Raw genomic sequence first — 24,334 nt, 5'->3', positions numbered from 1 at the left:
CGACGGGCCCCGGCCTCCCGCGAGGGGAGGCCGGGGCCCGTCGGCTGCCGGTGCTCAGCTCTGCGAGCTCAGCGCGACCGCGTAGCGCTCCAGCTCGGCGGCCAGCTCGGCCGGCACCTTCGCGTGCAGCAGGGTGCCCTCGGCGGTGTGCTCGGTGGAGAGCAGCTCGCCCTCGGCGTGCACCCGGGAGACCAGGCCGCCCTGGGTGTACGGGACCAGCACCTGCACCTCGATCGCCGGGCGCGGCAGCTCGTCGTCGATGAGCTTCAGCAGCTCCTCGATGCCCAGGCCGCTGCGGGCCGACACCACGATCGCGTGCGGCTCGCGGCGCAGCAGGCGCTGCAGCACGAGCGGGTCGGCGGCGTCCGCCTTGTTGATCACCACGATCTCCGGCACGTTCTGTGCCTCGACCGAGACGATCACCTCGCGGACGGCGGCCAGCTGCGTCTCCGGCTCGGGGTGCGAGCCGTCCACCACGTGCAGGATGAGGTCCGCGTCGGCGACCTCCTCCATGGTCGAGCGGAACGCCTCGACCAGGTGGTGCGGCAGGTGCCGGACGAAGCCCACGGTGTCGGCCAGGGTGTAGAGCCGGCCGCTCGGGGTCTGCGCCCGGCGCACCGTCGGGTCGAGGGTGGCGAACAGCGAGTTCTCCACCAGCACGCCCGCGCCGGTGAGCCGGTTGAGCAGCGAGGACTTGCCGGCGTTGGTGTAACCGGCGATGGCCACGGACGGCACCTGGTGGCGCTTGCGCTCCTGGCGCTTGGTGTCGCGGCCCTTCTTCATGTCGGCGATCTCACGGCGGAGCTTCGCCATCTTCTCGCGGATCCGCCGACGGTCGGTCTCGATCTTGGTCTCACCGGGACCACGGGTGGCCATGCCGCCGCCGGACGAGCCGGAGCCACCACCACCCATCTGCCGGGAGAGCGACTGACCCCAGCCCCGCAGGCGCGGCAGCATGTACTGCATCTGCGCGAGCGAGACCTGCGCCTTGCCCTCACGGGACTTGGCGTGCTGGGCGAAGATGTCCAGGATCAGGGCCGTCCGGTCGACGACCTTGACCTTGACGACGTCTTCCAGGTGGATCAGCTGGCCCGGGGTGAGCTCACCGTCGCAGACCACGGTGTCGGCGCCGGTCGCCGCGACGATGTCGCGCAGCTCCTTGGCCTTGCCGGAGCCGATGTAGGTGGCCGCGTCGGGCTTGTCGCGGCGCTGGATGACGCCGTCCAGCACCTCGGAACCGGCGGTCTCGGCGAGGGCGGCGAGCTCGGCCAGCGAGTTCTCCGCCTCCTCGACGGTGCCGTCGGTCCAGACGCCGACGAGCACCACGCGCTCCAGACGGAGCTGGCGGTACTCGACCTCGGTGACGTCCTGGAGTTCGGTGGAGAGGCCGGCGACACGGCGCAGGGCGGCTCGCTCGCTGCGGTCGTACTGGTCGCCGTCGTAGTGGTGGTCGAGGTCCTCGTCGATGGCCGCGAGGTCCTCGTCCATGAGGGCTTCCGCCCGCAGACCGTCGAAGCGGCGCGGGGCGTCGGCGTGGTCGCGGGTGTCTGACGTGGAGGTCATTCTGTCCTTTGGCTGCAGGAGTGGGACGGCCTGTGGGCGCGACCGTGCACAACGGTCTCACCCGGAGTCTGCCCAGCTGCCGCCCCGTCTACCGCTCGGGCGAGTCGTGAGCTACCCCTCAGGGCCACGGAGCCCACTGGGACTCTTGTGTTCAGTGTCCAGTGAACGCCGCGGACCGGCCGTGAATTCCCCATGATGGTCGCACGCCGGGCGCCGACGGGTCATCCCCATTTCCCTGCGCGGACACCGGCCCGGACACCGGTGCGGACACCGCGCCGGAGACCGGCTCGGGCGCCGGGCCCGGCGCCGGGCGGGTCGCCGCCCCGGCCGCCGCGGCTGGGGTGCGGGCGCCGCCCCCCGCCGGGGCGTACGGCCGGCCCACGTCGTACACCCCCGAGACCCGGAGCATCGCCCGCAGCACGGCGGGCAGCGCGCCCGGCTCGGGCAGCTCCACGGTGTAGGTGTGCCGCACCCGCAGCTCCTGCGGCGGCTCCACCTCCGCCGAGACGATCCCGACGCCCTCCCCCGAGATCGCCGCGGTGAGGTCCGCCAGCAGCCGGGGCCGGTTCAGCGCCTCGGCCCGCAGGGTGGCCCGGTAACCGGACGGCGGCGCGGCGCCGGGCCGCCAGCGGACCTCCGGGGTGCCCCGCCCGTCCGCCCGCATCCGCTCGCCGGCCGGACAGCCGGTGCGGTGCACGGCGACCGCGCCGCCGCGGATCGCGAAGCCGCTGACCTCGTCCGGTGGCACCGGGGTGCAGCAGCGGGCCAGCCGGACCGGCGCCCCGGGCCGGCCGACCACCGTGACCGGGGCCTCGCCGCGCTCGGCGGTGCGGTGCGCGGGCGGTGCCGGCTGGCCGGCCGACGGCCCGGTGCGGACCACCGGGACGCGCGGCGGGTGGTCGGCCAGCCACCGCTCGATGGCCAGCCGGGCGGCCGGCGTACGGGCGTGCGCCAGCCACTCGGGCGCCGGGCCGGACGGGCGGGCGGCCGGATCGCCCTGCTCGGTGAGGATGGCCACCCGGTCGCCGTCCTGGAGGACGGTGGAGAGCGCGGTGAGCCGGCCGTTGACCCGGGCGCCGATACATCGGTGGCCGGTCTCCTCGCCGAGCAGGTAGGCCGCGTCGACGCAGCTGGCACCGGCCCGCAGCTGAAGCGTTTCGCCGGCCTCGGTGACGACGGTGATCTCGCGGTCCCCGGCGAGGTCGGCGGTCAGCGCGGACCAGAACGCGTCGGGATCGGGCGTCTCCTGCTGCCACTCCAGCAGCCGGCTGAGCCAGCCGGGTCTGGCCGGGTCGGTGCGGTCCAGCTCGTCCGCGCCCGGCTCGGTGCCGGGCTGGCGGGGGTCGCCGAGGGCCACCACCCCGGTCTCGGCGATCTCGTGCATCCGCCGGGTGCGGACCAGCACCTCGACCACCTCGCCGCCCTCCAGCGCCACCGCGGTGTGCAGCGACTGGTAGAGGTTGAACTTGGGAGCGGCCACGAAGTCCTTGAACTCGCCCGGCAGCGGTGTCCAGCAGGTGTGCAGTTCGCCGAGCACGGCGTAGCAGTCCGCGTTCTCCTCGACCACCACCAGCACCCGGCCGAAGTCGGCGGGCTGGGGCCCCTGCGGGCGCCCGTCCGGCCCGGCGGCGGCGTCCCGCTTGAGCAGGACCCGGTGCAGCGAGACGCAGTGCCGCGGCCGGACGGTGACCTCGGCGGCCACCCCGGCCTCGGCGAGCTGGCGGCCCAGCGCCAGGGCGAACGGGGCGAGCAGGGCGTCCGGGTGGTCCTCGCGGCCGGCCAGCAGCGCCCTGGTCCGGGCGTACTCCTCCGGGTGCAGGGTGGCGAAGACGATGTCCTCCAGCTCCGCCTTGAGCACCTGGATGCCCAGCCGCTCGGCCAGCGGGATCAGCACGTCCCGGGTGACCTTGGCGATCCGGACCCGGCTGGCGGGCTTCATGTGCCGGATGGTGCGCATGTTGTGCAGCCGGTCGGCGAGCTTGATGACCATCACCCGGACGTCGTCCCCGGTGGCGACCAGCATCTTGCGGAAGGTCTCCGCCTCGGCCGCCGCACCGAAGTCGACCTTCTCCAGCTTCGTCACCCCGTCGACCAGGTAGGCGACTTCGGGCCCGAAGCCGGCCCCCACCTGGTCCAGCGTCAACTCGGTGTCCTCCACGGTGTCGTGGAGCAGCGAGGCGACCAACGTGGTCGTCCCGGCGCCGAGTTGGGCCAGGATCATGGTGACGGCCAGTGGGTGGGTGATGTACGGCTCGCCGCTCTTGCGCTTCTGCCCGCGGTGGCTGGCCTCGGCGAGCCGGTAGGCCCGGCCGAGCAGGCCGAGGTCGGCCTGCGGATGGTGGCGGCGGTGGGCCTGCACCAGCGGTTCGAGCGCGTCCGGCACCGGCGTGCGGCCGGTGGCCAGCAGGGCGGCGCGCCCGGCCCGGCCGAGGGCGGCCCGGCCGAGGCCTCCCAGGGGCCGCTTGGGCCCGGCCTGCCGTGCGGACGTCGGCTGCCCCGCCAGGGGCTGCCCGGCTTCGATGGTCATCGGCACCTCCGGCAGCGGTCACCGGGAGCATTGGCCGACCCGGTGGTCCATGCTACCGAGCAGAGCACGTTCCGCGACGCCCTGCTCCCCGTCGGTCATCGGGATCACCCGAACGGGGGGATTCATCACCGCACGAAATGGGCAAACCGGCCGCGCTGCCAGGGCCTGTTCGAACCGGACCTACCGGTGGGCGGTGGCGAGCCACCCCGGGTCGAGCTCGCCACGGGCCACGATGACCGCCGGACCGGTCTTCTCCACCCGGCCGTCCGGGTACTCGGTGATCACCAGCCGGCCCCCGAGCACGTCCACGGTGTAGGTGACGGCCTCACCGGTGACCGACGGGTCGACACCGTCCCGCCGGGCGGCGGCCACGGCGACGGCGCAGGCCCCGGTGCCGCAGGAGCGGGTCTCGCCCGAGCCGCGCTCGTGCACCCGCATCGCGACGTGGCGCGGACCGCGGTCCACCACGAACTCGACGTTGACGCCCTCCGGGTAGGCGTTCGCGGGGCTGGTGAGCGGCGCGCTCAGCAGGTCGCCGGCCTGGTCGAGGCTGTCCACGAAGGCCACCGCGTGCGGGTTGCCCATGTTCACGTTGCGGGCCGGCCAGCGCCGCTCGCCGACCGCCACCTCGATGCCGTCCGGTCCGGGCAGCACCGCGCGGCCCATGTCCACGGTCACCTGACCGGGCGTGCCGTCCCCGGCGTCCGCGCCCACCCGCACCCGCCGCACGCCGGCCCGGGTGGCCACCGCCAGCTCGCCCGGCTCGGCCAGCCCGGCCTCGACCAGGTAGCGGGCGAAGACCCGGACCCCGTTGCCGCACATCTCGCCGATCGAACCGTCGGAGTTGCGGTAGTCCATGAACCACTCGGCCTGCTCCGCCTGGTCGGCCGCGACCGGGTCGGCGGCCGAGCGCACCACCCGCAGCAGCCCGTCCCCGCCGATGCCGGCCCGGCGGTCGCAGAGCGCGGCGACCGCCTCGGGGCCGATCGTCAGCAGGCCGTCCGGATCGGGCACGATGACGAAGTCGTTCTGGGTGCCGTGCCCCTTCAGGAAGGGCAGGCCGGCGGGGGTCACGGAGGATTCGCTCACCCTCCCGATCATACTGAGCGGGCCCGCTCCGCAGCGCCGCGGACCAGCAGGCGGACCGCGCCCGCCGAGGCGGCGGGCGGTGGCGGTCAGCGCAGGTGGACGACCCGCCACAGCGCGAGCGCGCAGGCGACCAGGGCGACCAGGGTGTAGATCACGATCGCCTTCCACCCGGCGCGCCGGCCCGAGCCGCGACGCGGCAGCCCCGGCCACTTGTACCCGGCGTGCCGGGCGGCCATCGCGCCCCAGCCGACCGAGGCCGCGGTGAGCAGCAGACCGAGCATGCCGACCATCGCGGAGCCGGCCCCGGCCGAGCCGAAGGCGAGCGGGAAGGCGAACATCAGCGAGCCGGCGGTGCCCAGCAGCGCGATCGGCAGGGTCTGCCACCAGCGCAGCCGGCGGCGCGGCCGGATCTCCCGCTCGTGCACCGCGCCGGCCGGGGCGCTGGTGTCCAGGGCGGGCAGCGCGAGCGCGTAGGAGGTCGGTCCGTCGAGACCCGCCAGCACCGGCAGGTCCGGCAGGGAGGAGGCGTCGGGGCCGTCGGCCTGAGCCGTGGCGCTCCCGCTCTGACCGCTTTCGGGGCCGGTACCCGTTGACACGCGGCCTCCCCTGACAGTTCGACACGAGTGCGGACTCGCGGCCGGGCAACGGTCGACCCGCCCGGGGCCGACCCTTATGGCATCGATGATGGCATGTCCAGGAGGGCGTTCCGGGCCTGACCGGGGCCATCGGGTGATCCGTGGCCATGACGTGATCCGGCCGTAACCGCGGGTTCGTCCTGCACGCCCACCTGCGCGCGCAGCTGCACCGCCGGATTGGCCGGATCCCGTCCACGGCCCGTCCGATTACTGACGCTCGATCAGCTCCATGGAGCGCGAGAGCAGCTCGGCGGGGTCGGCGCCGGCCGGCCGGGAGAGCCAGTGGATCCGGTCGTCGCGCCGGAACCAGGACTCCTGGCGGCGGGCGAACCGCTTGGTGGCCCGGACGGTCTCGGCACGGGCCTCGTCCTCGGTGCACTCGCCGGCGAAGTGGTCCAGCACCTGCTGGTAGCCGAGCGCCCGGGAGGCCGTCCGGCCCTCACGCAGGCCGAGCCCCTCCAGCTCCCGCACCTCGTCCAGGAGTCCGGCCCGCCACATCCGGTCGACCCGCAGGGCGATCCGCTCGTCCAGTTCGGGCCGGGGCACCGCGACGCCGATCTGGACGGCGTCGTAGACGGCGGTGTTGCTCGGCAGGTTGGCGGTGAAGGGCTGCCCGGTGATCTCGATGACCTCCAGCGCCCGGACGATCCGTCGGCCGTTGCCGGTCAGGATCGCCTCTGCGGCGGCCGGGTCCAGCTCCGCCAGCCGCCGGTGCAGCGCGTACGGGCCGGCCTGCGCCAGCTCGGCCTCCAGCCGGGCCCGGACCTCCGGGTCGGTACCGGGGAACTCCATCTCGTCGATCGCCGCCCGGACGTACAGGCCCGAGCCGCCGACCAGGACGGCGGTCCGGCCCGCCGCGAGCAACCGGTCGATCTCGGCCCGGGCCAGCCGCTGGTACTCGGCGACGCTGGCGGCCTCGGTGACGTCCCAGATGTCCATCAGGTGGTGCGGGACGCCCTCGCGCTCCGCCAGGGTGAGCTTGGCCGTACCGATGTCCATGCCCCGGTAGAGCTGCATCGAGTCGGTGTTGATCACTTCGCCGCCCAGGGCCCGGGCGAGGGCGACGGCCAGGTCGGACTTGCCGGCGGCGGTCGCGCCCACCACCGAGACGACGCGCGGCGGGGCGGCATGGGGCTGGACGGTACGGGAGCTGCTCACCGGACCAGTCTCGCAAAACCGTCGCCGCGCCGGTGACCTCCCCGTCCGTCCGGCCCCACCGGGCGACGATATGAGCGGTTCCGGCCGTTTTCACCGGGCTGCGAACGGTTCGGCCACGACGGACGTTGAGCAGGAAACAGAGAGGAACGGTGAGACCACCATGGGTCTGATGGACAACCTCAAGGGCAAGGCCGGCGAGCTCAAGGGGAAGGCGAGCGAACTGGCCGGCAAGCACAGCGAGCAGATCGAGCAGGTGGTGGACAAGGCCGGCGGCGCGATCGACAAGGCGACCAAGGGCAAGTACAGCGACAAGATCGAGCACGGCGCCAGCAAGGCCAAGGGGGCGGTCGACGACTTCGCCCACAAGCCCGGCGACCCGGGCGCTCCAGGGGCTCCCGGCGCTCCCGGTGCCGGCGGCCCGTCCGCCTGATCCCGGCCCGCTCCCGGGCCGCTCGCCGACCCGCTCCCCGGGCTCGGTCTCAGCTCCAGGACGCGACGAAGTACCCGACCCCGTACGGCGCGTCCCGGTAGCCCAGCCGCGCGGTGAGGCCGGCGCCCCCGGCGGCGCCGGCCAGCACCTGCCAGGGGGCCCGGCCCTCGGCCAGCAGCTCGCCGGCCAGGCCCGGGTCGACGGCGGCCAGCGCCGCAGTGTCCGCCGAGCCCAGCGCGTCCGCGATCACCGCGTCGAAGCCCTCGGCCCGCTCGTCCAGGTAGCCCGGCGCCTTCAGCGAGCGGCAGGCGCTGCCGTCGCCCATCACCAGCAGCCCGACCCGGTCGGCCAGCCCGGCCAGCCCCTGGCCCAGCCCGAGCATCCGGTCGGCGGGCGCGTCGGCGGGCACCGCGCAGGCGTGCGTCGGCACGGTGGCCCCGGCCCGCTCCAGCAGCCAGGCGCCGACGGTCAGCGCGGGGCTCAGCTCCGGCCCCTCGACCCGGCCGGACGGCAGCTTGGCCACCAGCGGCACGCCGTACCGGTGGAAGGAGCCCGCGCCGCCCTCGGTCCAGACCTCGGGCTCGGGACCGGTCCCGACCACCACGACCAGCTCCGGTCCGGCCGCGAGCAGCGCGGCGAGCGCCTCGTCGCAGGCCGCGCGCAGCGGCTCCAGCTCGGCGGCGGCGCCGGCGGCGACCTCCGGGACGAGCAGCGGCGGACAGGGGCAGACGGCGGCGGCAACCAGCATGTGGATCACTCTAACGAAGAAGGACGGCCGTTCGGCCGGGGACGACGGCGGCCCGGCGGGATCCGAGATCCCGCCGGGCCGTCGAAGGAGCGCCGGTCAGTCGCCGCAGCAGCCGCCCGCCGCGGGGGCCGCCACCGGCGCCGGGGCGCCGATGGTGGGCAGACCGAGCATCACGCCGGCCGGCTTGGCCGCCGGGGCCGCCTGGCGCTTCTCCCAGGCGTCGCCGGCCCGGGTGCGGCGCACCCCGAGGGTCGGGCCCTCGGCCAGCAGGTGGTGCGGGGCGGCGTAGGTGATCTCGACGGTCACCGTGTCGCCCGGGCGCACCGGCTCGGCGGGCCGGGTGAAGTGCACCAGCCGGTTGTCGGGCGCGCGGCCGGAGAGCCGGTCGGTCCGGTCGTCCTTCTTGCCCTCGCCCTCGGCGACCAGGATCTCCAGGGTGCGTCCGACCTGCTTCTTGTTCTCCTCCCAGGAGATCTCCTCCTGGAGCGCGATCAGCCGGTCGTAGCGGGCCTGCACGACGGCCTTCGGCACCTGGTTCTCCATCTCGGCGGCCGGGGTGCCGGGGCGCTTGGAGTACTGGAAGGTGAAGGCGTTGGTGAAGCGGGCCTCGCGCACGGTGTGCATGGTCTGCTCGAAGTCCTCCTCGGTCTCGCCGGGGAAGCCCACGATGATGTCGGTGGAGATGGCCGCGTCCGGCATCGCCTCGCGCACCTTCCGGATGATGCCGAGGAAGCGCTCCTGCCGGTACGAGCGGCGCATCGCCTTGAGCACGGTGTCCGAGCCGGACTGCAGCGGCATGTGCAGCTGGTGCATCACGTTCGGGGTCTCGGCCATCGCAGCGATCACGTCGTCGGTGAAGTCCCGCGGGTGCGGCGAGGTGAAGCGGATCCGCTCCAGGCCCTCGATCTGCCCGGCGGCGCGCAGCAGCTTGGAGAACGCCTCGCGGTCACCCAGGTCGGAGCCGTAGGCGTTGACGTTCTGGCCCAGCAGGGTGACCTCGATGACGCCCTCGCCGACCAGCGCCTCGATCTCGGCGAGGACGTCGCCCGGGCGGCGGTCCTCCTCCTTGCCGCGCAGCGCGGGGACGATGCAGAACGTACAGGTGTTGTTGCAGCCGACCGAGATGGCCACCCACGCGGCGTACGCGGACTCGCGGCGGGTGGGCAGCGTGGACGGGAAGGTCTCCAGCGACTCCAGGATCTCGACCTGGGCCTTGCGCTCGACCGCGGCCCGCTCCAGCAGCGCGGGCAGGTGCCCGATGTTGTGGGTGCCGAACACCACGTCGACCCAGGGGGCCTTGCGGACGATGGTGTCGCGGTCCTTCTGCGCCAGGCAGCCGCCGACGGCGATCTGCATGCCCCGGTGGCGGCTCTTCACCGGCGCCAGCTGCCCGAGGTTGCCGTACAGCTTGTTGTCGGCGTTCTCGCGCACCGCGCAGGTGTTGAACACGACCAGGTCCGGGTCGCCGTCCTGCCCTGCCTTCACGTACCCGGCGTCCTCCAGCAGCCCGGACAGCCGCTCGGAGTCGTGGACGTTCATCTGGCAGCCGTACGTGACGACCTTGTAGCTCTTCAATCCGCTCTCACCGCTCACCCAACCAGGGTACGGGCACCCGCGAAGGGCTTTCCCCCGGGCGCCGCCCGCCCGCTCTACGGGCGCCGGCCGCCACCCGCCCCGGCCTGCGCCCCTCCCGTTCGCCGCCCGCGCCTGGCACTATCCCTGCATGGCCCCCTCCCCCGATCCCCGCCCCGGCGGCGCCCTCCGCGCCGCCGCCCGCAGCCCGCTGTGGCGGACGCTGCTGGTCCTGGTGCTGGTGGCGGCCGGGTTCGGCGGCTGGTGGCTCTCGGCGGGCCGCACGCCCGACTACCCGCGCGGCGAGACCGGCTTCGCCACCGGGGTCCAGCGCGGCGTCTACGACCGGTACGGGCAACTGCTGCAGACCCACGTCGCCAGGGCGATGCCGGGGGTGCGGCTGCGGCTGGACAACTCGCAGGGCTCGATCGACAACCTGGCCCGGGTCACCAGCGGCCAGGACGACTTCGCGATCGCGACCGCCGACGCCGTCGCCGAGTACTCCGGCCCCGGCAAGGACCGGCTGCGGGCCATCGCCCGGCTCTACGACGACTACCTCCAGCTGATCGTCCCCGCCGACTCGACGGTGCGCCGGACGGCCGACCTCAAGGGCAAGCGGGTCGGCGTCGGGCAGGCCCTGTCCGGGGTGAACCTGGTGACCAGACGGCTGCTCTCCTCGGCCGGCCTCGACCCGGACCACGACATCACGCCGGTCATGCTGGGCGTCGGCGACGCCGCCGACCAGCTGCGGGCCGGCAAGCTGGACGCCTTCTTCTGGTCCGGCGGGCTGCCGACCAGCGCGCTGACCGACCTGTCCGACCACATCGGGATCAGGCTCGTACCGCTCGGCGACCTCGCCGAGGCCGTGCACAAGGTCGAGGGCGGCGGCACCGACGCCTACCGGGCGGCCACCATGCCGAAGGGCACCTACCCCAACGCCGAGCCCAAGGACGCCGTCGCCACGGTGGCCGTGCCCAACCTGCTGATCACCCGCGAGGACGTGGACACCGACCTGGTGCAGGGGATGACCCGGGCGGTGATAGACAGCCGCGACCAGATCGGCGCCCAGGTCCACGCCGCCCAGCTGGTCGACCTGCGCACCGCCGTCTACACCGACCCGCTCCCGCTGCACGAGGGCGCGATGCGCTACTACCGCTCGGTGAAGCCGTGAGGTCCTGACACCGTGAGGTCCTGACACCGCGAGGCCCGGACCCCCGGGGCCCCGAACCGCCCCGGCCCCGGCCCCGGCCGTCAGAGCTTCTTGCCCGCCCGCGGCACCGCCAGCGTCACCGCGAGGCCGGTCGGCCGGACCGGGGCGAAGGTGAGCGAGCCGCCGGCGGCCAGCAGGAGGGTGCGGGCGATCGAGAGCCCGAGCCCCGAGCCGTCCACGTTCTGGTGACGCGCGCTGCGCCAGAACCGGTCGCCGGCCCGGGCCAGCTCCTCCTCGGCGAGCCCCGGCCCGGCATCCGAGACGGTCACCGCGACCTCGTCGCGCCGCACCGCCACCAGCACCCGGACCCGGCTGCCGGCCGGGCCGAACTTGAGCGCGTTGTCGACCACGGCGTCCAGCGCGCTGCCGAAGCCGATCGGGTCGGCCATGCCGAGGGCGAGCGCCGGGCCCTCCCAGCCGAGCTCGATCCCGCGCTGCTGGGCCACCGGCCGCCAGGCGTCCGCCCGGGCCAGGGTGAGCGCGACCAGGTCGGTCGGCTCCGGCTCGGGGCGGGCGTGCTCGGCGGTGGCCAGTCCCAGCAGGTCGTCCAGCACCCGGGCCAGCCGGACGCCCTCCTCCCGGACCCTGCCGAGCTCCTCGTCGTGCCCCTCGGGCAGCTCCAGGCCCAGCACCTCGACCCGCAGCAGCAGCGCCGCCAGCGGGTTGCGCAGCTGGTGCGAGGCGTCCGCGACGAAGGCCTTCTGCTGGTCCAGGGCGAGCACCACATGGTCGGCCATGTCGTTGAACGAGCGGGCCAGGCGCTGCAGTTCGGGCGGCCCGCCGCCGGGCGCCACCCGGGCGTTCATCCGGCCGGTGGCGATGTCGTGGGTGGCCCGGTCGAGAGTCCGGACGGGCCGCAGCACCCACTCGGTGAGCCGGACGGCCAGCAGCACCGCGACGATCATCGCGGCGGCCTCGCCGGCCCCGATCACCAGCCAGCGGTGCAGCACCCGGGTGCGCATCGGCCCGGTCGGGGACTCGCTGAGCACCACGGCGACCACGTCGCCGTCCCGGACCACCGGGGTGGCGATGGTCAGGGTCCGGTCGGGGGTCCACGGCCAGACCTGCGGCGGGTTGTGGCTGCGCCGCCCGTCCAGGGCCTCCTGGAAGGCCTGCTCGCCCCAACCGCCGGCGGGTACCCGCCAGTCCTCGGGGGCGGTGGCGATCGGCAGGCCGTCGCGCTGGAAGATGCCGAGCCGCACGCCGTAGAGGTCGTGGTAGCGCGCCACCTCGGCGTCCAGCGCGTGCCGGCGGCTGAGGTCGCCGGGAGCGGGCTGGGACTCCCCCTTGAGGGCGGACTCCAGCCCGGAGACGCCCGAGGTGGGCAGGTCCTGGGCGAACCGGGCGGCGTCGTCGAGCCGGTCGACGACCACCCGGCTCTGCTCGGCGGCCGCGACCGCCGCGGCGAGCGGCAGCCCGAGAGCGGCCAGTACGCAGAGCATCAGGGCGAGCAGGATCCCGAGCAGGCGGGTACGCACGTGCGATCAGTGCTCCGCGCGGGCCTGGGGGGCTTGCGCCGCGGCCGTCGCGGCGGACCCGGCGGCGGCCGGGCTCTCGGGGATCAGCCGGTAGCCGACGCCGCGGACGGCCTCGACCAGCCCGGGCAGCGCGAGCTTGGTGCGCAGCGAGCCGATGTGCACCTCCAGGGTGCGGCCGTTGCCCTCCCAGCCGCTGCGCCAGACCTCGCTGAAGATCTGCTCGCGGCGGTAGACCACGCCGGGGCTCTGCGCGAGCAGCGCCAGCAGGTCGAACTCCTTGCGGGTGAGCGGGACGTCCCGGCCGTCCACGCTGACCCGGCGGCGCTCGCGGTCGATCAGGATGCCGCGGGACTCCAGCGGCCCGCCCTGCTGCGGCACGACGTCGGGGGCGGGCACCGCGGCGGCTGCGGGTGCCGCGCCGCGCCGGGCCACGGCGTGGATCCGGGCGAGCAACTCGCCCATGTCGTAGGGCTTGGTGACGTAGTCGTCGGCACCGAGGTTGAGGCCGTGGATCCGGGAGCGGATGTCGGCGCGGGCGGTCACCATGATCACGGGCACGCCGCTGCCGGCCCGGATCCGGCTGCAGACCTCGAAGCCGTCCCGGTCGGGCAGGCCGAGGTCGAGCAGGACCACCCGGTACGGGTCGTTGCCGTCCGGCACCAGCGCGTCGAGCGCCTCGTGCCCGCTGCGGGCGTGCCTGACCTGGAAGCCGTGCCGGCCCAGGACCGCGACCAGCGCGGCGGCCACACGTTCGTCGTCCTCGACGAGCAGCAGTCGCATCGTTCCTCCTCCCCCCGACGTTCCCCGGGGTGTCACGTGATGTTCACGGGCCCCACCGGGCAGGTCCCGGTCCTGCGCAGTATGGGCCAGCGGAGCGCCGGACGCCAGGCTCGGCCACGCCCCGGGACCGCCGGGGACGGCGCGCGGCGGTGCGGGTGCCCGCTGTCACGGTGCCCTCCTGTTTCCCGGTGTGAACGGCACTTGCCGGGCATGTGGCCGGATCGTGATCCTCAAGTTCCGCTCAGATCGGCTGACGTGGCATCGTCATCGCTCCTATGGTCACCCCACCGGGGGCCGAGGCTCCGCCGGCCGAGGCCCCCGGTTCCTACCATCACTGCCGCCCAAGGGAGTTCGACTCCGGGGGCCGACACGAGGAGCAGGCGCGATGACCGAGAGCCTGATCAAGGACTCCAGCGCCGCCGCGACCGCTCCGCTGGTGGTGCTGAACGGGGTGAACAAGCACTTCGGTGCCCTTCACGTCCTCCAGGACATCGACCTGGAGATCGCCCAGGGCGAGGTGGTGGTGCTGATCGGCCCCTCCGGCTCTGGCAAGTCCACGCTCTGCCGGACGATCAACCGGCTGGAGACCGTCGACTCCGGCACGATCACCATCGACGGCCGGCCGCTGCCCGCCGAGGGCCGGGAGCTGGCCAAGCTGCGCGCCGAGGTCGGCATGGTGTTCCAGAGCTTCAACCTCTTCGCGCACAAGACCGTGCTGGAGAACGTGGTGCTCGGCCAGGTCAAGGTGCGCGGGATCGCCCGCGAGAAGGCGGTGCGGACCGCCCAGGAGCTGCTGGAGCGGGTCGGGGTCGGCGCGCAGGCGTCGAAGTTCCCAGCGCAGCTCTCCGGCGGCCAGCAGCAGCGCGTCGCGATCGCCCGGGCACTGGCGATGAACCCGAAGGTGATGCTCTTCGACGAGCCCACCTCGGCGCTCGACCCGGAGATGATCAACGAGGTGCTGGAGGTCATGCGCCAGCTGGCCGCCGACGGCATGACGATGGTCGTCGTCACCCACGAGATGGGCTTCGCCCGCTCCGCCGCCAACCGCGTGCTCTTCATGGCCGACGGCCGAATCGTCGAGCAGAACACCCCCGAGGCCTTCTTCACCGCGCCGCGCAGCGACCGCGCGAAGGACTTCCTCTCGAAGATCCTGCACCACTGAGCTTCCGGACGGACCACCGGTCGGCGACGGCAAGGACGCCGGCGCCGGTCACGTCCGCCCGGCCACCTTCCTGTCCCCAGAGCCCGGTTGAACCGTGGCCCAGCCCCGAGGAGAACCACCCTCATGAGGACTCGTCGCACCTTCGCCGTCGCGCTCTGTGCCATCGCGCTCACCGCCACCGCCGCCTGTGGCAAGGACGGCACCCCCGGTGACGCCGCCGCCAGCGGCAGCACCGCCCCCAAGCTGCCCACCTACACCGTCAAGACCGACGCGAAGGTGGACTCCGCGATCTTCGCCGAGGCCAAGAAGCGCGGCCAGCTGATCATCGGCGCCAAGTCCGACCAGCCGTTCCTCGGCTTCGAGGACCTCGCCAGCGGCGACCGCAGCGGCTTCGACATCGAGATCGCCAAGATGGTCGCCGCGGACCTCGGCTTCACCCCGCAGCAGATCAAGTGGCAGACCCTGGTCTCCTCGCAGCGCGAGCCCGCGATCTCCAAGGGCCAGATCGACTTCTACGTCGGCACCTACAGCATCAACGACGAGCGCAAGAAGACGGTGTCCTTCGCCGGCCCGTACTTCATCGCCGGCCAGGACTTCCTGGTCAAGGCGGACAACACCTCGATCACCGGCCCGGAGTCGGTCAACGGCAAGAACATCTGCACCGCCACTGGCTCCACCTCGATCAAGAACATCCAGCAGTACTCGCCGAAGATCACCCAGTTCGACACCTACTCGGCCTGCGTCGAGAAGCTGCTGTCGGGCGAGGTCGACGCCGTCACCACGGACGACGCCATCCTCAAGGGCTACGCCTCCAAGTACGCGCCCAAGCTCAAGGTGGTCGGCAAGCCGTTCACCAAGGAGAACTACGGCGTGGGCCTGAACAAGGACGACGCCGCCCTGCGGGGCGCCATCAGCGACGCCCTGAAGGCGCACCAGGACAACGGCGACTGGAAGAAGGCGTACGACGCCACCCTCGGCCTCTCCGGCTCGGCCGCGCCCACCCCGCCGGCCCTTGAGCGGTACTGACCGCCCGCCGACCACCGTTCCTGACCACTCCTGAGAGGAGGGCCGCCGGATGGGTTTCCTGTTCGAGGACGGCAACTTCGCGCTGTTCCGCGACGGCTTCCTGCAGACGATCGAGCTGAGCGCGCTCAGCGCACTGCTCGCCCTGCTGCTGGGCACCCTGCTGGCGGCCTTCCGGGTCTCCCCCATACCCGCGCTGCGCGGCTTCGGCACGGCCTGGGTGACGCTCTTCCGCAACACCCCGCTGACGGTGCTGTTCTTCGCCGTCACGTTCGGGCTCCCGCCGCTCGGCGTGCACTTCAGCCACCTCACCTTCGCGGTGCTGGCGCTGGGCAGCTACACGGCCTCGTTCGTCTGCGAGGTGCTCCGCTCGGGCATCAACACCGTGCCGCTCGGCCAGGCCGAGGCCGCCCGCAGCCTCGGCATGACCTTCGGTCAGACCCTGACCAGCATCGTCCTGCCGCAGGCCGCCAGGACGGTGCTGGCACCGCTGAGCAGCGTCTTCATCGCCCTGCCGAGGAACTCGGCGATCGCCGGCGCCTTCAGCGTCAGCGAGCTGTACAGCGCGCAGCAGTCGTTCTCCGAGGACGGCTACTCGATCTTCGCGATCTTCTTCTGGGTGGCCTGCGCCTACCTGGTGATCAGCGCCGTCGTCGCCCTGCTGTTCCGCTTCCTGGAAGACCGACTGGCGGTGGCCCGATGAACGCCCTCTTCACCCGCTCCTCCACGGCCAGCGTCCTCTACGACGCCCCGGGCCCCCGGGCCCGCACGCGGTACCGGCTGTTCGGGGTGCTGTCGCTGCTCGCGATCGCCGGCCTGCTCTGGTACGCGATCGCCAGCCTGGCCTCCAACGGCCAGTTCGACGCCCAGCTCTGGGACGCCTTCCAGTACAACACCGTCCAGCAGCGGATCGTCGACGGTCTGCTGGCCACCCTGGAGGCCTTCGGGCTGGCCGCGGTCGGCTCGCTGGCCCTGGGCGCGCTGCTGGCGGCCGGACAGCTCTCCGACCACAAGCCGGTCCGCTGGGCGGCGGTCTCCTTCGTCCAGTTCTTCCGGGCGATGCCGCTGCTCATCCTGATCGTCGCGCTCTACTACGCCTTCTTCGCCAAGGAGCCGATGTGGGCCCTGGTGATCGGGCTCACGCTCTACAACGGCTCCGTGCAGGCGGAGATCATCCGCAGCGGCGTCAACGCCGTGCCGCGCGGTCAGGGCGAGGCCGCGTTCGCGCTCGGCCTGCGCAAGACCCAGGTGATGACGACCATCCTGGTGCCGCAGGCGGTCCGCTCGATGCTGCCCACGATGATCGGCCAGCTGGTCGTCACCCTCAAGGACACCTCGCTCGGCTTCATCATCACCTACCACGAGCTGCTGTTCGTCGGTAAGGCGATCGCCAGTCAGCCGCTCAACGCCGCGGGCTTCCCCTACATCCCCGTGGTCCTGGTGATCGGGCCCATCTACATCGCGATGTGCCTGCTGCTCACCGCGCTCGCCCGGTGGATCGAGGCACGCGGCCGCCGCGGCGCGAACCGGCGCACATCAGCTGCTGCTTGACGGACACGCAGGCGAACTGTTGCATTGCTCTTCGTGACACCATCCGGGACCATCCTCGCGGCATATGACGCCCCCTCGTCGGCCTGCCCGGCCCCGGGGGTGCGCGGCTCCGCCCGCCCGGCCGGCCGCTGCGCGGAGGGCCCGGCATGGACCCGGTGATCGTGGTCGGGGCCGGACCGGTCGGTCTGGCCCTGGCCCTCGCCCTCGCCCGGCACGAGGTGCCGACCGTCGTCCTGGACGAGGGCTCCGGGCTCTGCCCCGAGGGCCCTCGCAGCGTCGTGCTCGGGGCCGACACCGCCGCCTTCCTGACCAGGATCGGCTACCCGCGGGCCGTCTCGGACGCCGCCCGGTGGGACGCCTTCACCATCTGGCGCCGCCGCCAGGAGGTGCTGCGGATCGACCTGGCCGACACCCCCGTCCTCCACCTGCCCCAGCACCGCCTCCAGCGCGGCCTGCGCGACGCCCTGACCGGCACCCCGCTGGTGCGGCTGGTGCCGTTGAGCCGCGTCACCGAACTCGCCCAGGACCGCGACGGCGTCAGCGTCCGCACCCGCAACCCGCAGGACGGCACCGAGACCTGGTGGCGCGGCAGCCACCTGGTCGGCTGCGACGGAGCCCGCTCCGCCGTCCGGAAGCTGCTGCGCATCCGCTTCCCCGGCCGGCCGGCCGTCGACCGCAACGCCGTCGCCACCGTCCGGGTCGACCTGCCCTTCACCGAGGCCCGACTGCACCGCGAGCCCCCGTGGCGCGGCGACCGCGAGGCCTCCGCCCGACCGCTGCCGGACGGCGTCTGGCGCCTCGACTGGCGGCTGCCCCCCGGCCGGCCGGTCCCCAGCGAACCCGTCGACCCGCACGCCACCTGGCCCGGCGTCGTCACCGGCGACACCCTGCTCACCCGGGTCACCGCGACCCTGACCGGCTGGTGCGGCGAGCTGCCCCGGTACGAGCTGCTCGCCGCCGCCGACCACACCGCCCAGCAGCGCCTCGCCGCCCGGTTCCGCAGCGGCCGCTGTTTCCTCGCCGGCGACGCCGCCCACCTGCACGGCGCCCTCGGCATGCAGAACCTCGCCGACGGCCTGCGCGACGCCGACAACCTCGCCTGGCGCCTCGCCCTCGCCTGGCATCTGCACACCGGCGGCCCCCAGCCCGGCGGCTCGCTGCTCGACGGGTACGAGGCCGAGCGGCGCGGCGCGGTCGGCGCCCGGCTGCGCGCCGTCGACCAGGCCATGCCGCTGCTGCGCCCGCTGCGCGGCTGGCAGGCCACCCGGCGCTCGCTGCTCTCCGGCTCGTTCCGCAAGCACGCGCCGCTGCTCGCCGACGGCCAGCTCGGCACCGGCCGCTTCGGCGGCGCTCCCGCCTACCCGGCGGCGCCCAGCGGCGTGCCCGGGCGGGTCCCGGTGCAGCGCGGCCGGCGCGACGCGACCTCGCTCAGCGAACTGCTGCCCGCCACCTCGCCCGGCGTGCTCGTCCCGGACCTGCCGGTGCTCACCGCCGACGGCACGCCGGACCAGCTGCACGCCCGGCTCGGTGCCTCCTTCCTGCTGCTGCTGGTCGCCCCCGGCACCGCCGTCTGGTCCGCCGAACACTGGCTCGGCGCCGGGCTGATGCCCCGGCTGGCCGAGGTCGCCGCGGCCCTGCCGGTGCCGGCCGAGGTGCTGGTCACCGAGGAGTACCCCGGAGCCGGACCGCACACCGTGCTGCTGATCCGGCCGGACGGCCATCTGGTCGGGGTCACCCAGGGCGCCGCGGCGGACGACCTCCTCGCGCTGGCCGAGCGCGCCCGGGGCGGGCCGCCGACCCTGGCCGGCGGTGCCGAGCCGGACCAGGAACCCGATCGTCCCGGCCGCGACACCGGCACCGAATCCGCCCGCGGTACCGGCTCCGGTCCCGGGGCGGGCGCCGGGGCCGCCGCGCCCCGACAGGTCTCCGGCGCGACGCCGCGCCCGGCGGACTCGCCTAGCGGGCCACCTCGGTGACCCTGCTCTCCCGCACCACCGTGACCCGGATCTGGCCCGGGTAGGTCAGCTCCTCCGCCACCTGCTTGGCGACCTCACGGGCGATCACCTGCGCCCCGAGGTCGTCCACCACCTCCGGCCGCACCATCACCCGCACCTCGCGGCCGGCCTGCATCGCGTACACCTTGGCCACCCCTTCGTGCGCCCGGGCGATCTCCTCCAGCCGCTCCAGCCGGCGCACGTAGACCTCCAGCGACTCCTTGCGCGCCCCCGGACGGCCGCCCGAGCAGGCGTCGGCGGCCTGGGTCAGCACCGCCTCGACCGTCCTCGGCTCCACCTCGCCGTGGTGCGCCGCGATCGCGTGCACCACGTCCGCCGACTCGCCGTACCGGCGGGCGAAGTCCGCCCCGATCGCCGCGTGACTGCCCTCGACCTCGTGCGTCAGCGCCTTGCCGATGTCGTGCAGCAGCGCCGAACGGCGCACCGGCGCCGGGTCCACCCCGAGCTCGGCGGCCATCATCCCGGCCAGGTGCGCCGACTCCACCAGGTGCCCCAGCACGTTCTGCCCGTACGAGGCCCGGTAGCGCAGCGTCCCCAGGGTGCGCACCAGCTCCGGGTGCAGCCCGCCGACGCCGGCCGACAGCAGCGCGTCCTCACCGGCCCGGACGCAGCGCCGCTCGACCTCCTCGCGGCTGCGCTCGTGGACGTCCTCGATCCGCATCGGGTGGATCCGGCCGTCCTCGACCAGCTGCTCCAGGGTGAGCCGGGCGGTCTCCCGGCGGACCGGGTCGAAGCAGGACAGCTGCACCGAGACCGGGGTGTCATCGATGATCAGATTGACGCCGGTGACCGCCTCGAAGGCGCGGATGTTGCGGCCCTCCCGGCCGATGATCCGCCCCTTCATCTCCTCGTTGGGCAGCCGGAAGAGCGACACCGCCGTCTCGGCCGTCTGCTCGCTCGCCAGCCGCTGGATCGCCCCCGCGACGATCTCCCGGGCCCGCTGCTCGCCCTCCTCCTTGGCCGCCCGCTCGATCTCGCGGACGGCGACGGCCGCCTCCCGCCGCGCCTCGGCCTCGGCCTCCCGGACGAGTTGGGCCCGGGCCTCGGCGGCCGAGAGTCCGGCGGCGCGCTCCAGCTCCGCCGCCCGGCGCCGCAGCAGTTCGTCGGCCTGGATCCGGGACCGCTCCAACGCGGTCGAGCGGTCGTCGAGTTCACCCTCGCGGGCCCGGAGGCGGCTCAGCTCCTCGGTCAACCGCTCCTCGCGCCGGTCGAGTTCGGCCCGCAACCGCGCGGACTGCTCCTCGGCCCGGCGCCGGGCCCGCTCGGTCTCGGCCGTGGCCCGCCGCTGCGCGACCCGCAGGCGCCCGACCGTCAGCCAGGCCGCCGCCACGACGGCGACCAGCACCGCGGCCGACAGCAGGGGGACGACCGGTCCGGCGCTCAGCGCGATCCTCATCCTGCCCACTCCCCGTCCTGCGCGCCACGCCGCCCGGGACCAACCGAGACCGTGCCCGGGCATGCCTGCCCGCGGCACGGCCGGGGAGTGATCGACGCGTTACCCGCACTGAGTGCGAGGCTAAGCGCAGGTTACGAAACGGTCAAGACTGGCCAGGTAGTTGGCGAACTCCTCCACAGCGGGGCCGTCATTCCCACCCGGAACCGGGTCCTCCGTCCACGTCCTCTCCATCCGGACCGCCGTCGGCCGCCTCCGCGTCCAGGACCTCCCGGACCACCCGGAAGGCCAGCCCCTCGGAGTAGCCGCGCCGGGCCAGCACGCCGACCAGACGCCGCGTCCGGGCCTGCCGCTCCAGGCCCCTGGTCACCCGCAGCTTGCGTTCGACCAGGGCCCGGGCCGCCTCGGTCTCGTCGTCGTAGTCCAGCTGCGCGACGGCCTGCTCGACCAGGTCGCCGGCGACCCCCTTGGTCCGCAACTCCTGGGCCAGCGCCCGCCTGGAGAGACCGCGAACGGCGTGCCGGGACTCCACCCAGGCCTGGGCGAACGCCGCGTCGTCGATCAGCCCGACCTCCTCCAGCCGGGTGAGCACCCCGTCGGCGACCTCGTCCGGGATCTCCCGCCGGCGCAGGGCGTCGGCCAGCTGCTTGCGGGACTTGGCGGCGCCGGTGAGCAGGCGCAGGCAGATGTCCCGCGCCCGGGCCTCGGGGTCGACCGACTCCTCGGGCTTCGCCGCCCGGGCACCCCGGGCGCCCTTGCGCCCTTCGCCCTCGGCGCGCTCCCCCCGCGCGCGTCCCCGCGTGCGACGGGCACCTGCGCCCCGCCCGGCGCGCCCGCCCTCCTCGGCCGCGTCGGCCGGGTCGGCGAGATCGGCCGGGCCGGTGCGGGAGACAGGGGCGGCCGCACCCCCGTGACCGGCCGCCCCTCCCCCGGCCGGATGGCCGGGAGCCGTCTCCTCCACCAGCGCCGAACGGCGCCGGCGCCGACCCGTCGGCAGCTCGGACGCGGACACCAGCCCGAGCGCGTCGTCCAGGCCGTCCGGACCGCTCGCGCCGTCGGGAGCACCCCGCCGCCCGGCCCGGCCGGGCGGCACGCCCCGCCCGGGCCGCGGTCCGGGCCCCGGGGCCGGATCCGGTTCGAACTCCGGCTCCGGCCCCGGTTCCGGCTCGGCCACTGCGGCGAACCAGTCCGGCGGGCCGTAGTCGTCGTCCTCCGGGCCCGCCGGGCCGCCGTCCACCGCCCTGCTGTGCTGCATCAATGACTCAGGCCTTGGCCGCCGCCGTCGTCTTCTTCGCCGCGGCCGTCTTGGCGGCGGTCGCGGTGATCGGCTTGGCCCCGCCCTCGGCAGCGGCGTCGGCACCGGCGGCCGGCGCCTCGCCCTCGGCCGGCTCCGCCGTCTTCGGGCCGATGCCGAGCTTGGTCTTGATCTTCCGCTCGATCTCGTCGGCGAGCTGCGGGTTGTCCCGCAGGAAGTTGCGGGCGTTCTCCTTGCCCTGGCCGAGCTGGTCGCCCTCGTAGGTGTACCAGGCGCCCGACTTGCGGATGAACCCGTGCTCGACGCCCATGTCGATCAGGCCGCCCTCGCGGCTGATGCCCACGCCGTACAGGATGTCGAACTCGGCCTGCTTGAACGGCGCGGCCACCTTGTTCTTGACGACCTTCACCCGGGTGCGGTTACCGACCGCCTCGGTGCCGTCCTTCAGGGTCTCGATCCGGCGGATGTCGAGCCGGACGGAGGCGTAGAACTTCAGCGCGCGGCCACCGGTCGTCGTCTCCGGCGAGCCGAACATGACGCCGATCTTCTCGCGGAGCTGGTTGATGAACACCGCGGTGGTGTTCGACTGGTTCAGCGCACCGGCGATCTTGCGCAGCGCCTGGCTCATCAGACGGGCCTGCAGACCGACGTGCGAGTCACCCATCTCACCCTCGATCTCCGCGCGCGGGACGAGCGCCGCGACGGAGTCGATGATCACCAGGTCGATCGCGCCGGAGCGGATCAGCATGTCGGTGATCTCCAGGGCCTGCTCACCCGTGTCCGGCTGGCTGACCAGCAGGGCGTCGGTGTCCACGCCGAGCTTCTTCGCGTAGTCCGGGTCGAGCGCGTGCTCCGCGTCGACGAACGCGACCGTGCCGCCGGCCCGCTGGGCGTTGGCCGCCAGGTGCAGGGTCAGCGTGGTCTTTCCGGACGACTCGGGGCCGTAGATCTCGACCACCCGGCCGCGCGGGATGCCGCCGACCCCGAGGGCGACGTCCAGGGCGGTGGACCCGGTGGGGATCACGTCGATCGGCTCGTTGGCCTTCTCGCCGAGGCGCATCACCGAGCCCTTGCCGAACTGCCGCTCGATCTGGGCGAGTGCGGTCTCAAGAGCCTTCTCGCGGTCCGTACCTGCCATGGCTTCCACCCTCGGGTTCTGTGCTGTGCGCTTCATCGTTCTCGACGCTAGCGCGTCCCACTGACAATCGGCCCCGACCGGGCTCGACCCTGTGGAAAACTCTTCGCCGGAGAGTACAAAGAACACCTGTTCGATTCAAGTGGCGCAGGTGGGCCCGGCCCGACCGGTCCCGTCCGAACGGTCGGCCGCCGGCCCCGGCGCTACTCCTCGCCGCCCCGGCCCGGGCCCCCGCCCCGCCCGGAGTCAGGGCCGCCCGCCTCCTCCCCGCCCGCGGCGCCGTCCGGCCCCACCCCCGCGCCGACCATCCGCCGCAGCCGCCGCGCCGCCTTCCGGCGCAGCTCCCGCCGGGCCCGCCGCTGGGCCCCCCGGTCGATCCGCGGATCGGTGGCCACCTCGTACCGCCGCACGTAGGTGCCGACGAAGCCCTGCAGGGTGGCAGCCGCCGGGATGGCGATCAGCGCGCCCACCGCGCCGAGCAGCGCCGCGCCCGCGATCACCGAGCCGAAGGCCACCGCCGGGTGCACGTCCACCGTCCTGGCGGTGATCCGGGGGTGCAGCAGGTAGTTCTCGATCTGCTGGTAGACGACCACGAACGCCAGCACCCAGAGCGCGTCCACCGGCTCCACGGTGAGCGCGACCAGCACCGGCAGCGCGCCGGCCAGATACGTCCCGATGGTGGGCACGAACTGCGACATGACGCCCACCCAGACCGCCAGCGCCGCCGAGTACGGCAGGTCCAGCAGCGCGAACATCACCCAGTGCGCGAGTGCCGAGGCGACCGCGAGCAGCGCCCGCGAGTAGAGGTAGCCGCCGGTCTTCGCCAGCGCGATCTCCCAGGCCCGCAGCACCTCGCCCTGCTTGGCGGGCGGCAGCAGCGAGCAGACCGTGCGGCGCACCCGGGGGCCGTCCGCGGTGAAGTAGAAGGTGAAGAGCCCGACCGTGAAGGCCTGGAACAGCCCGCCGATCAGGGTCGAGGAGACGCCCCACACGTTGTCGGCGGCCTGCTGCGCGTAGGTCTCGATCGCCCCGGAGTCCTTGAGCAGCTTCTTCTGCAGCTCGTCCAGCGAGAGGTCCTGGTGGAAGGTCTGGTTGATCCAGTGGATCAGGTTGTCGAGCAGGTGTGGCAGGTCCCCGGCGATCTTCGCCACCTGGTCGACCAGCAGGGTGCCGAGCGCGGCCAGGAACCCGCCCACCGCGACCGCCACCGCCACGAAGACCAGGAAGGTGCCGACGCCCCGGCGCACCCCCCGGGCCGCCATCCGGTCGACTGCCGGCTCCAGCGCCAGCGAGAGGAAGAAGGCGACCAGCAGCATCACGAAGAGGTCGATCAGCTGGTGGAAGGCCCAGTCGGCGAGCTGGAACAGCCCGACCATGACCAGCGCCAACACCATGGCGCGGGGCAGCCAGCGCGGCATGCCGGTCCCCAGGAGCCCGTCGGCCGGGGCCGGCGCGCAGTCGCGGGCGGGCTCCCGGTCGGCGCCGTCGCGGTGTTCGGGCCGCCGGCCCGCGGCCTCGTCGGCGACCTGCGCCGACCTGTCCGAATTCTGCGGTTCTGCGCTGCTTGTCACTCGGACAGTCTGTCCCATGCCCGACACCCCACCGGGCAC

20 protein-coding genes are annotated in these 24,334 nt (G+C 73.9%); 7 read left to right on the top strand and 13 right to left on the bottom strand.

The window, feature by feature from the left end; translation table 11 throughout:
- Nucleotides 1–54: 54 nt before the first annotated feature.
- The 5 genes from hflX to miaA all read right to left on the bottom strand — a co-directional run bounded on the left by hflX (nt 55) and on the right by miaA (nt 6,972).
- Nucleotides 55–1,563 (bottom strand): GTPase HflX, encoded by a 1,509-nt coding sequence (gene hflX, locus OG618_RS25335; RefSeq protein WP_329489832.1) that lies wholly within the window; start codon nt 1,561–1,563, stop codon nt 55–57.
- Nucleotides 1,564–1,714: 151 nt separating this feature from the next.
- Nucleotides 1,715–4,090, bottom strand: coding sequence for a RelA/SpoT family protein (locus OG618_RS25330; protein WP_329489831.1), 2,376 nt, complete (start codon nt 4,088–4,090; stop codon nt 1,715–1,717).
- Between the two features lie 180 nt (nt 4,091–4,270).
- Nucleotides 4,271–5,191, bottom strand: coding sequence for a diaminopimelate epimerase (gene dapF, locus OG618_RS25325; RefSeq protein WP_329489830.1), 921 nt, complete (start codon nt 5,189–5,191; stop codon nt 4,271–4,273).
- Between the two features lie 74 nt (nt 5,192–5,265).
- Nucleotides 5,266–5,775, bottom strand: a complete 510-nt coding sequence (locus OG618_RS25320; RefSeq protein WP_329489829.1) for a hypothetical protein — start codon at nt 5,773–5,775, stop codon at nt 5,266–5,268.
- Between the two features lie 246 nt (nt 5,776–6,021).
- Nucleotides 6,022–6,972 (bottom strand): tRNA (adenosine(37)-N6)-dimethylallyltransferase MiaA, encoded by a 951-nt coding sequence (miaA, locus tag OG618_RS25315; protein WP_329489828.1) that lies wholly within the window; start codon nt 6,970–6,972, stop codon nt 6,022–6,024.
- A gap of 169 nt (nt 6,973–7,141) precedes the next feature.
- Here miaA and OG618_RS25310 point away from each other — a divergent pair, with 169 nt between their 5' ends.
- Nucleotides 7,142–7,402 carry an antitoxin gene (locus OG618_RS25310; RefSeq protein WP_329489827.1) on the top strand — a complete coding sequence of 87 codons (261 nt, stop codon included), beginning with the start codon at nt 7,142–7,144 and terminating at the stop codon, nt 7,400–7,402.
- 49 nt (nt 7,403–7,451) lie between these two features.
- Here the strand turns inward: OG618_RS25310 and OG618_RS25305 are convergent, their stop codons facing one another.
- Together OG618_RS25305 and miaB are read right to left on the bottom strand one after the other, a co-directional pair.
- Nucleotides 7,452–8,150 carry a class III extradiol dioxygenase subunit B-like domain-containing protein gene (locus OG618_RS25305; protein ID WP_329489826.1) on the bottom strand — a complete coding sequence of 233 codons (699 nt, stop codon included), beginning with the start codon at nt 8,148–8,150 and terminating at the stop codon, nt 7,452–7,454.
- Between the two features lie 96 nt (nt 8,151–8,246).
- The gene (gene miaB, locus OG618_RS25300; RefSeq protein WP_329489825.1) at nt 8,247–9,743 is read right to left on the bottom strand and encodes a tRNA (N6-isopentenyl adenosine(37)-C2)-methylthiotransferase MiaB; all 1,497 of its coding nucleotides are present in this window, start codon (nt 9,741–9,743) and stop codon (nt 8,247–8,249) included.
- A 130-nt stretch (nt 9,744–9,873) separates the two neighbouring features.
- Between miaB and OG618_RS25295 the strand changes: the two genes are divergently transcribed.
- Nucleotides 9,874–10,893: a TAXI family TRAP transporter solute-binding subunit gene (locus OG618_RS25295; RefSeq protein WP_329489824.1), complete on the top strand. Its 1,020-nt coding sequence runs from the start codon at nt 9,874–9,876 to the stop codon at nt 10,891–10,893.
- Between the two features lie 80 nt (nt 10,894–10,973).
- Here the strand turns inward: OG618_RS25295 and OG618_RS25290 are convergent, their stop codons facing one another.
- Together OG618_RS25290 and OG618_RS25285 are read right to left on the bottom strand one after the other, a co-directional pair.
- Nucleotides 10,974–12,410, bottom strand: coding sequence for a sensor histidine kinase (locus OG618_RS25290; RefSeq protein ID WP_329489823.1), 1,437 nt, complete (start codon nt 12,408–12,410; stop codon nt 10,974–10,976).
- 6 nt (nt 12,411–12,416) lie between these two features.
- Nucleotides 12,417–13,190 (bottom strand): response regulator transcription factor, encoded by a 774-nt coding sequence (locus OG618_RS25285; protein WP_329489822.1) that lies wholly within the window; start codon nt 13,188–13,190, stop codon nt 12,417–12,419.
- Between the two features lie 385 nt (nt 13,191–13,575).
- Between OG618_RS25285 and OG618_RS25280 the strand changes: the two genes are divergently transcribed.
- The 5 genes from OG618_RS25280 (at nt 13,576) to OG618_RS25260 (ending at nt 18,902) form a co-directional block, all read left to right on the top strand.
- On the top strand, nt 13,576–14,352 hold the full coding sequence (locus tag OG618_RS25280; RefSeq protein ID WP_329489821.1) for an amino acid ABC transporter ATP-binding protein: 777 nt from the start codon (nt 13,576–13,578) through the stop codon (nt 14,350–14,352).
- A gap of 123 nt (nt 14,353–14,475) precedes the next feature.
- On the top strand, nt 14,476–15,378 hold the full coding sequence (locus tag OG618_RS25275; protein WP_329489820.1) for a glutamate ABC transporter substrate-binding protein: 903 nt from the start codon (nt 14,476–14,478) through the stop codon (nt 15,376–15,378).
- A 49-nt stretch (nt 15,379–15,427) separates the two neighbouring features.
- On the top strand, nt 15,428–16,078 hold the full coding sequence (locus tag OG618_RS25270) for an amino acid ABC transporter permease (RefSeq protein WP_329489819.1): 651 nt from the start codon (nt 15,428–15,430) through the stop codon (nt 16,076–16,078).
- Nucleotides 16,075–16,926, top strand: a complete 852-nt coding sequence (locus OG618_RS25265; protein WP_329489818.1) for an amino acid ABC transporter permease — start codon at nt 16,075–16,077, stop codon at nt 16,924–16,926. The genes OG618_RS25270 and OG618_RS25265 overlap by 4 nt, the downstream gene beginning before the upstream one ends.
- Nucleotides 16,927–17,072: 146 nt before the next feature.
- A complete protein-coding gene (locus tag OG618_RS25260) occupies nt 17,073–18,902 on the top strand; it encodes an FAD-dependent monooxygenase (protein WP_329489817.1) in 1,830 nt (609 codons plus the stop codon).
- Here OG618_RS25260 and rny read toward each other — a convergent pair.
- The 4 genes from rny to OG618_RS25240 all read right to left on the bottom strand — a co-directional run bounded on the left by rny (nt 18,883) and on the right by OG618_RS25240 (nt 24,295).
- Complete coding sequence (gene rny / locus OG618_RS25255; protein WP_329489816.1) at nt 18,883–20,337, bottom strand: ribonuclease Y; 1,455 nt, start codon at nt 20,335–20,337, stop codon at nt 18,883–18,885. The genes OG618_RS25260 and rny overlap by 20 nt on opposite strands.
- A gap of 187 nt (nt 20,338–20,524) precedes the next feature.
- Nucleotides 20,525–21,589: a regulatory protein RecX gene (locus tag OG618_RS25250; RefSeq protein ID WP_442906863.1), complete on the bottom strand. Its 1,065-nt coding sequence runs from the start codon at nt 21,587–21,589 to the stop codon at nt 20,525–20,527.
- 7 nt (nt 21,590–21,596) lie between these two features.
- Entirely contained in the window at nt 21,597–22,727 is a 1,131-nt protein-coding gene (recA, locus tag OG618_RS25245; protein ID WP_329489815.1) for a recombinase RecA, read from the bottom strand.
- Nucleotides 22,728–22,927: 200 nt separating this feature from the next.
- On the bottom strand, nt 22,928–24,295 hold the full coding sequence (locus OG618_RS25240) for an AI-2E family transporter (RefSeq protein ID WP_442906862.1): 1,368 nt from the start codon (nt 24,293–24,295) through the stop codon (nt 22,928–22,930).
- Nucleotides 24,296–24,334: the final 39 nt, after the last annotated feature.

The organism is Kitasatospora sp. NBC_01246, from assembly GCF_036226505.1.
GTDB lineage: Bacteria > Actinomycetota > Actinomycetes > Streptomycetales > Streptomycetaceae > Kitasatospora.
Note: the sequence above shows the minus strand (reverse complement) of the source record. Positions and strands in the feature narration are given on the sequence as shown.

What these genes read in the sequence shown, in the direction of transcription:
- hflX (WP_329489832.1), bottom strand. Translation starts at nt 1,563, where the DNA reads ATGACCTCCACGTCAGACACCCGCGACCACGCCGACGCCCCGCGCCGC.
- OG618_RS25330 (WP_329489831.1), bottom strand. Translation starts at nt 4,090, where the DNA reads ATGACCATCGAAGCCGGGCAGCCCCTGGCGGGGCAGCCGACGTCCGCA.
- dapF (WP_329489830.1), bottom strand. Translation starts at nt 5,191, where the DNA reads ATGATCGGGAGGGTGAGCGAATCCTCCGTGACCCCCGCCGGCCTGCCC.
- OG618_RS25310 (WP_329489827.1), top strand. Translation starts at nt 7,142, where the DNA reads ATGGACAACCTCAAGGGCAAGGCCGGCGAGCTCAAGGGGAAGGCGAGC.
- OG618_RS25305 (WP_329489826.1), bottom strand. Translation starts at nt 8,150, where the DNA reads ATGCTGGTTGCCGCCGCCGTCTGCCCCTGTCCGCCGCTGCTCGTCCCG.
- OG618_RS25295 (WP_329489824.1), top strand. Translation starts at nt 9,874, where the DNA reads ATGGCCCCCTCCCCCGATCCCCGCCCCGGCGGCGCCCTCCGCGCCGCC.
- OG618_RS25285 (WP_329489822.1), bottom strand. Translation starts at nt 13,190, where the DNA reads ATGCGACTGCTGCTCGTCGAGGACGACGAACGTGTGGCCGCCGCGCTG.
- OG618_RS25280 (WP_329489821.1), top strand. Translation starts at nt 13,576, where the DNA reads ATGACCGAGAGCCTGATCAAGGACTCCAGCGCCGCCGCGACCGCTCCG.
- OG618_RS25275 (WP_329489820.1), top strand. Translation starts at nt 14,476, where the DNA reads ATGAGGACTCGTCGCACCTTCGCCGTCGCGCTCTGTGCCATCGCGCTC.
- OG618_RS25270 (WP_329489819.1), top strand. Translation starts at nt 15,428, where the DNA reads ATGGGTTTCCTGTTCGAGGACGGCAACTTCGCGCTGTTCCGCGACGGC.
- OG618_RS25265 (WP_329489818.1), top strand. Translation starts at nt 16,075, where the DNA reads ATGAACGCCCTCTTCACCCGCTCCTCCACGGCCAGCGTCCTCTACGAC.
- OG618_RS25260 (WP_329489817.1), top strand. Translation starts at nt 17,073, where the DNA reads ATGGACCCGGTGATCGTGGTCGGGGCCGGACCGGTCGGTCTGGCCCTG.
- rny (WP_329489816.1), bottom strand. Translation starts at nt 20,337, where the DNA reads ATGAGGATCGCGCTGAGCGCCGGACCGGTCGTCCCCCTGCTGTCGGCC.
- OG618_RS25250 (WP_442906863.1), bottom strand. Translation starts at nt 21,589, where the DNA reads ATGCAGCACAGCAGGGCGGTGGACGGCGGCCCGGCGGGCCCGGAGGAC.
- recA (WP_329489815.1), bottom strand. Translation starts at nt 22,727, where the DNA reads ATGGCAGGTACGGACCGCGAGAAGGCTCTTGAGACCGCACTCGCCCAG.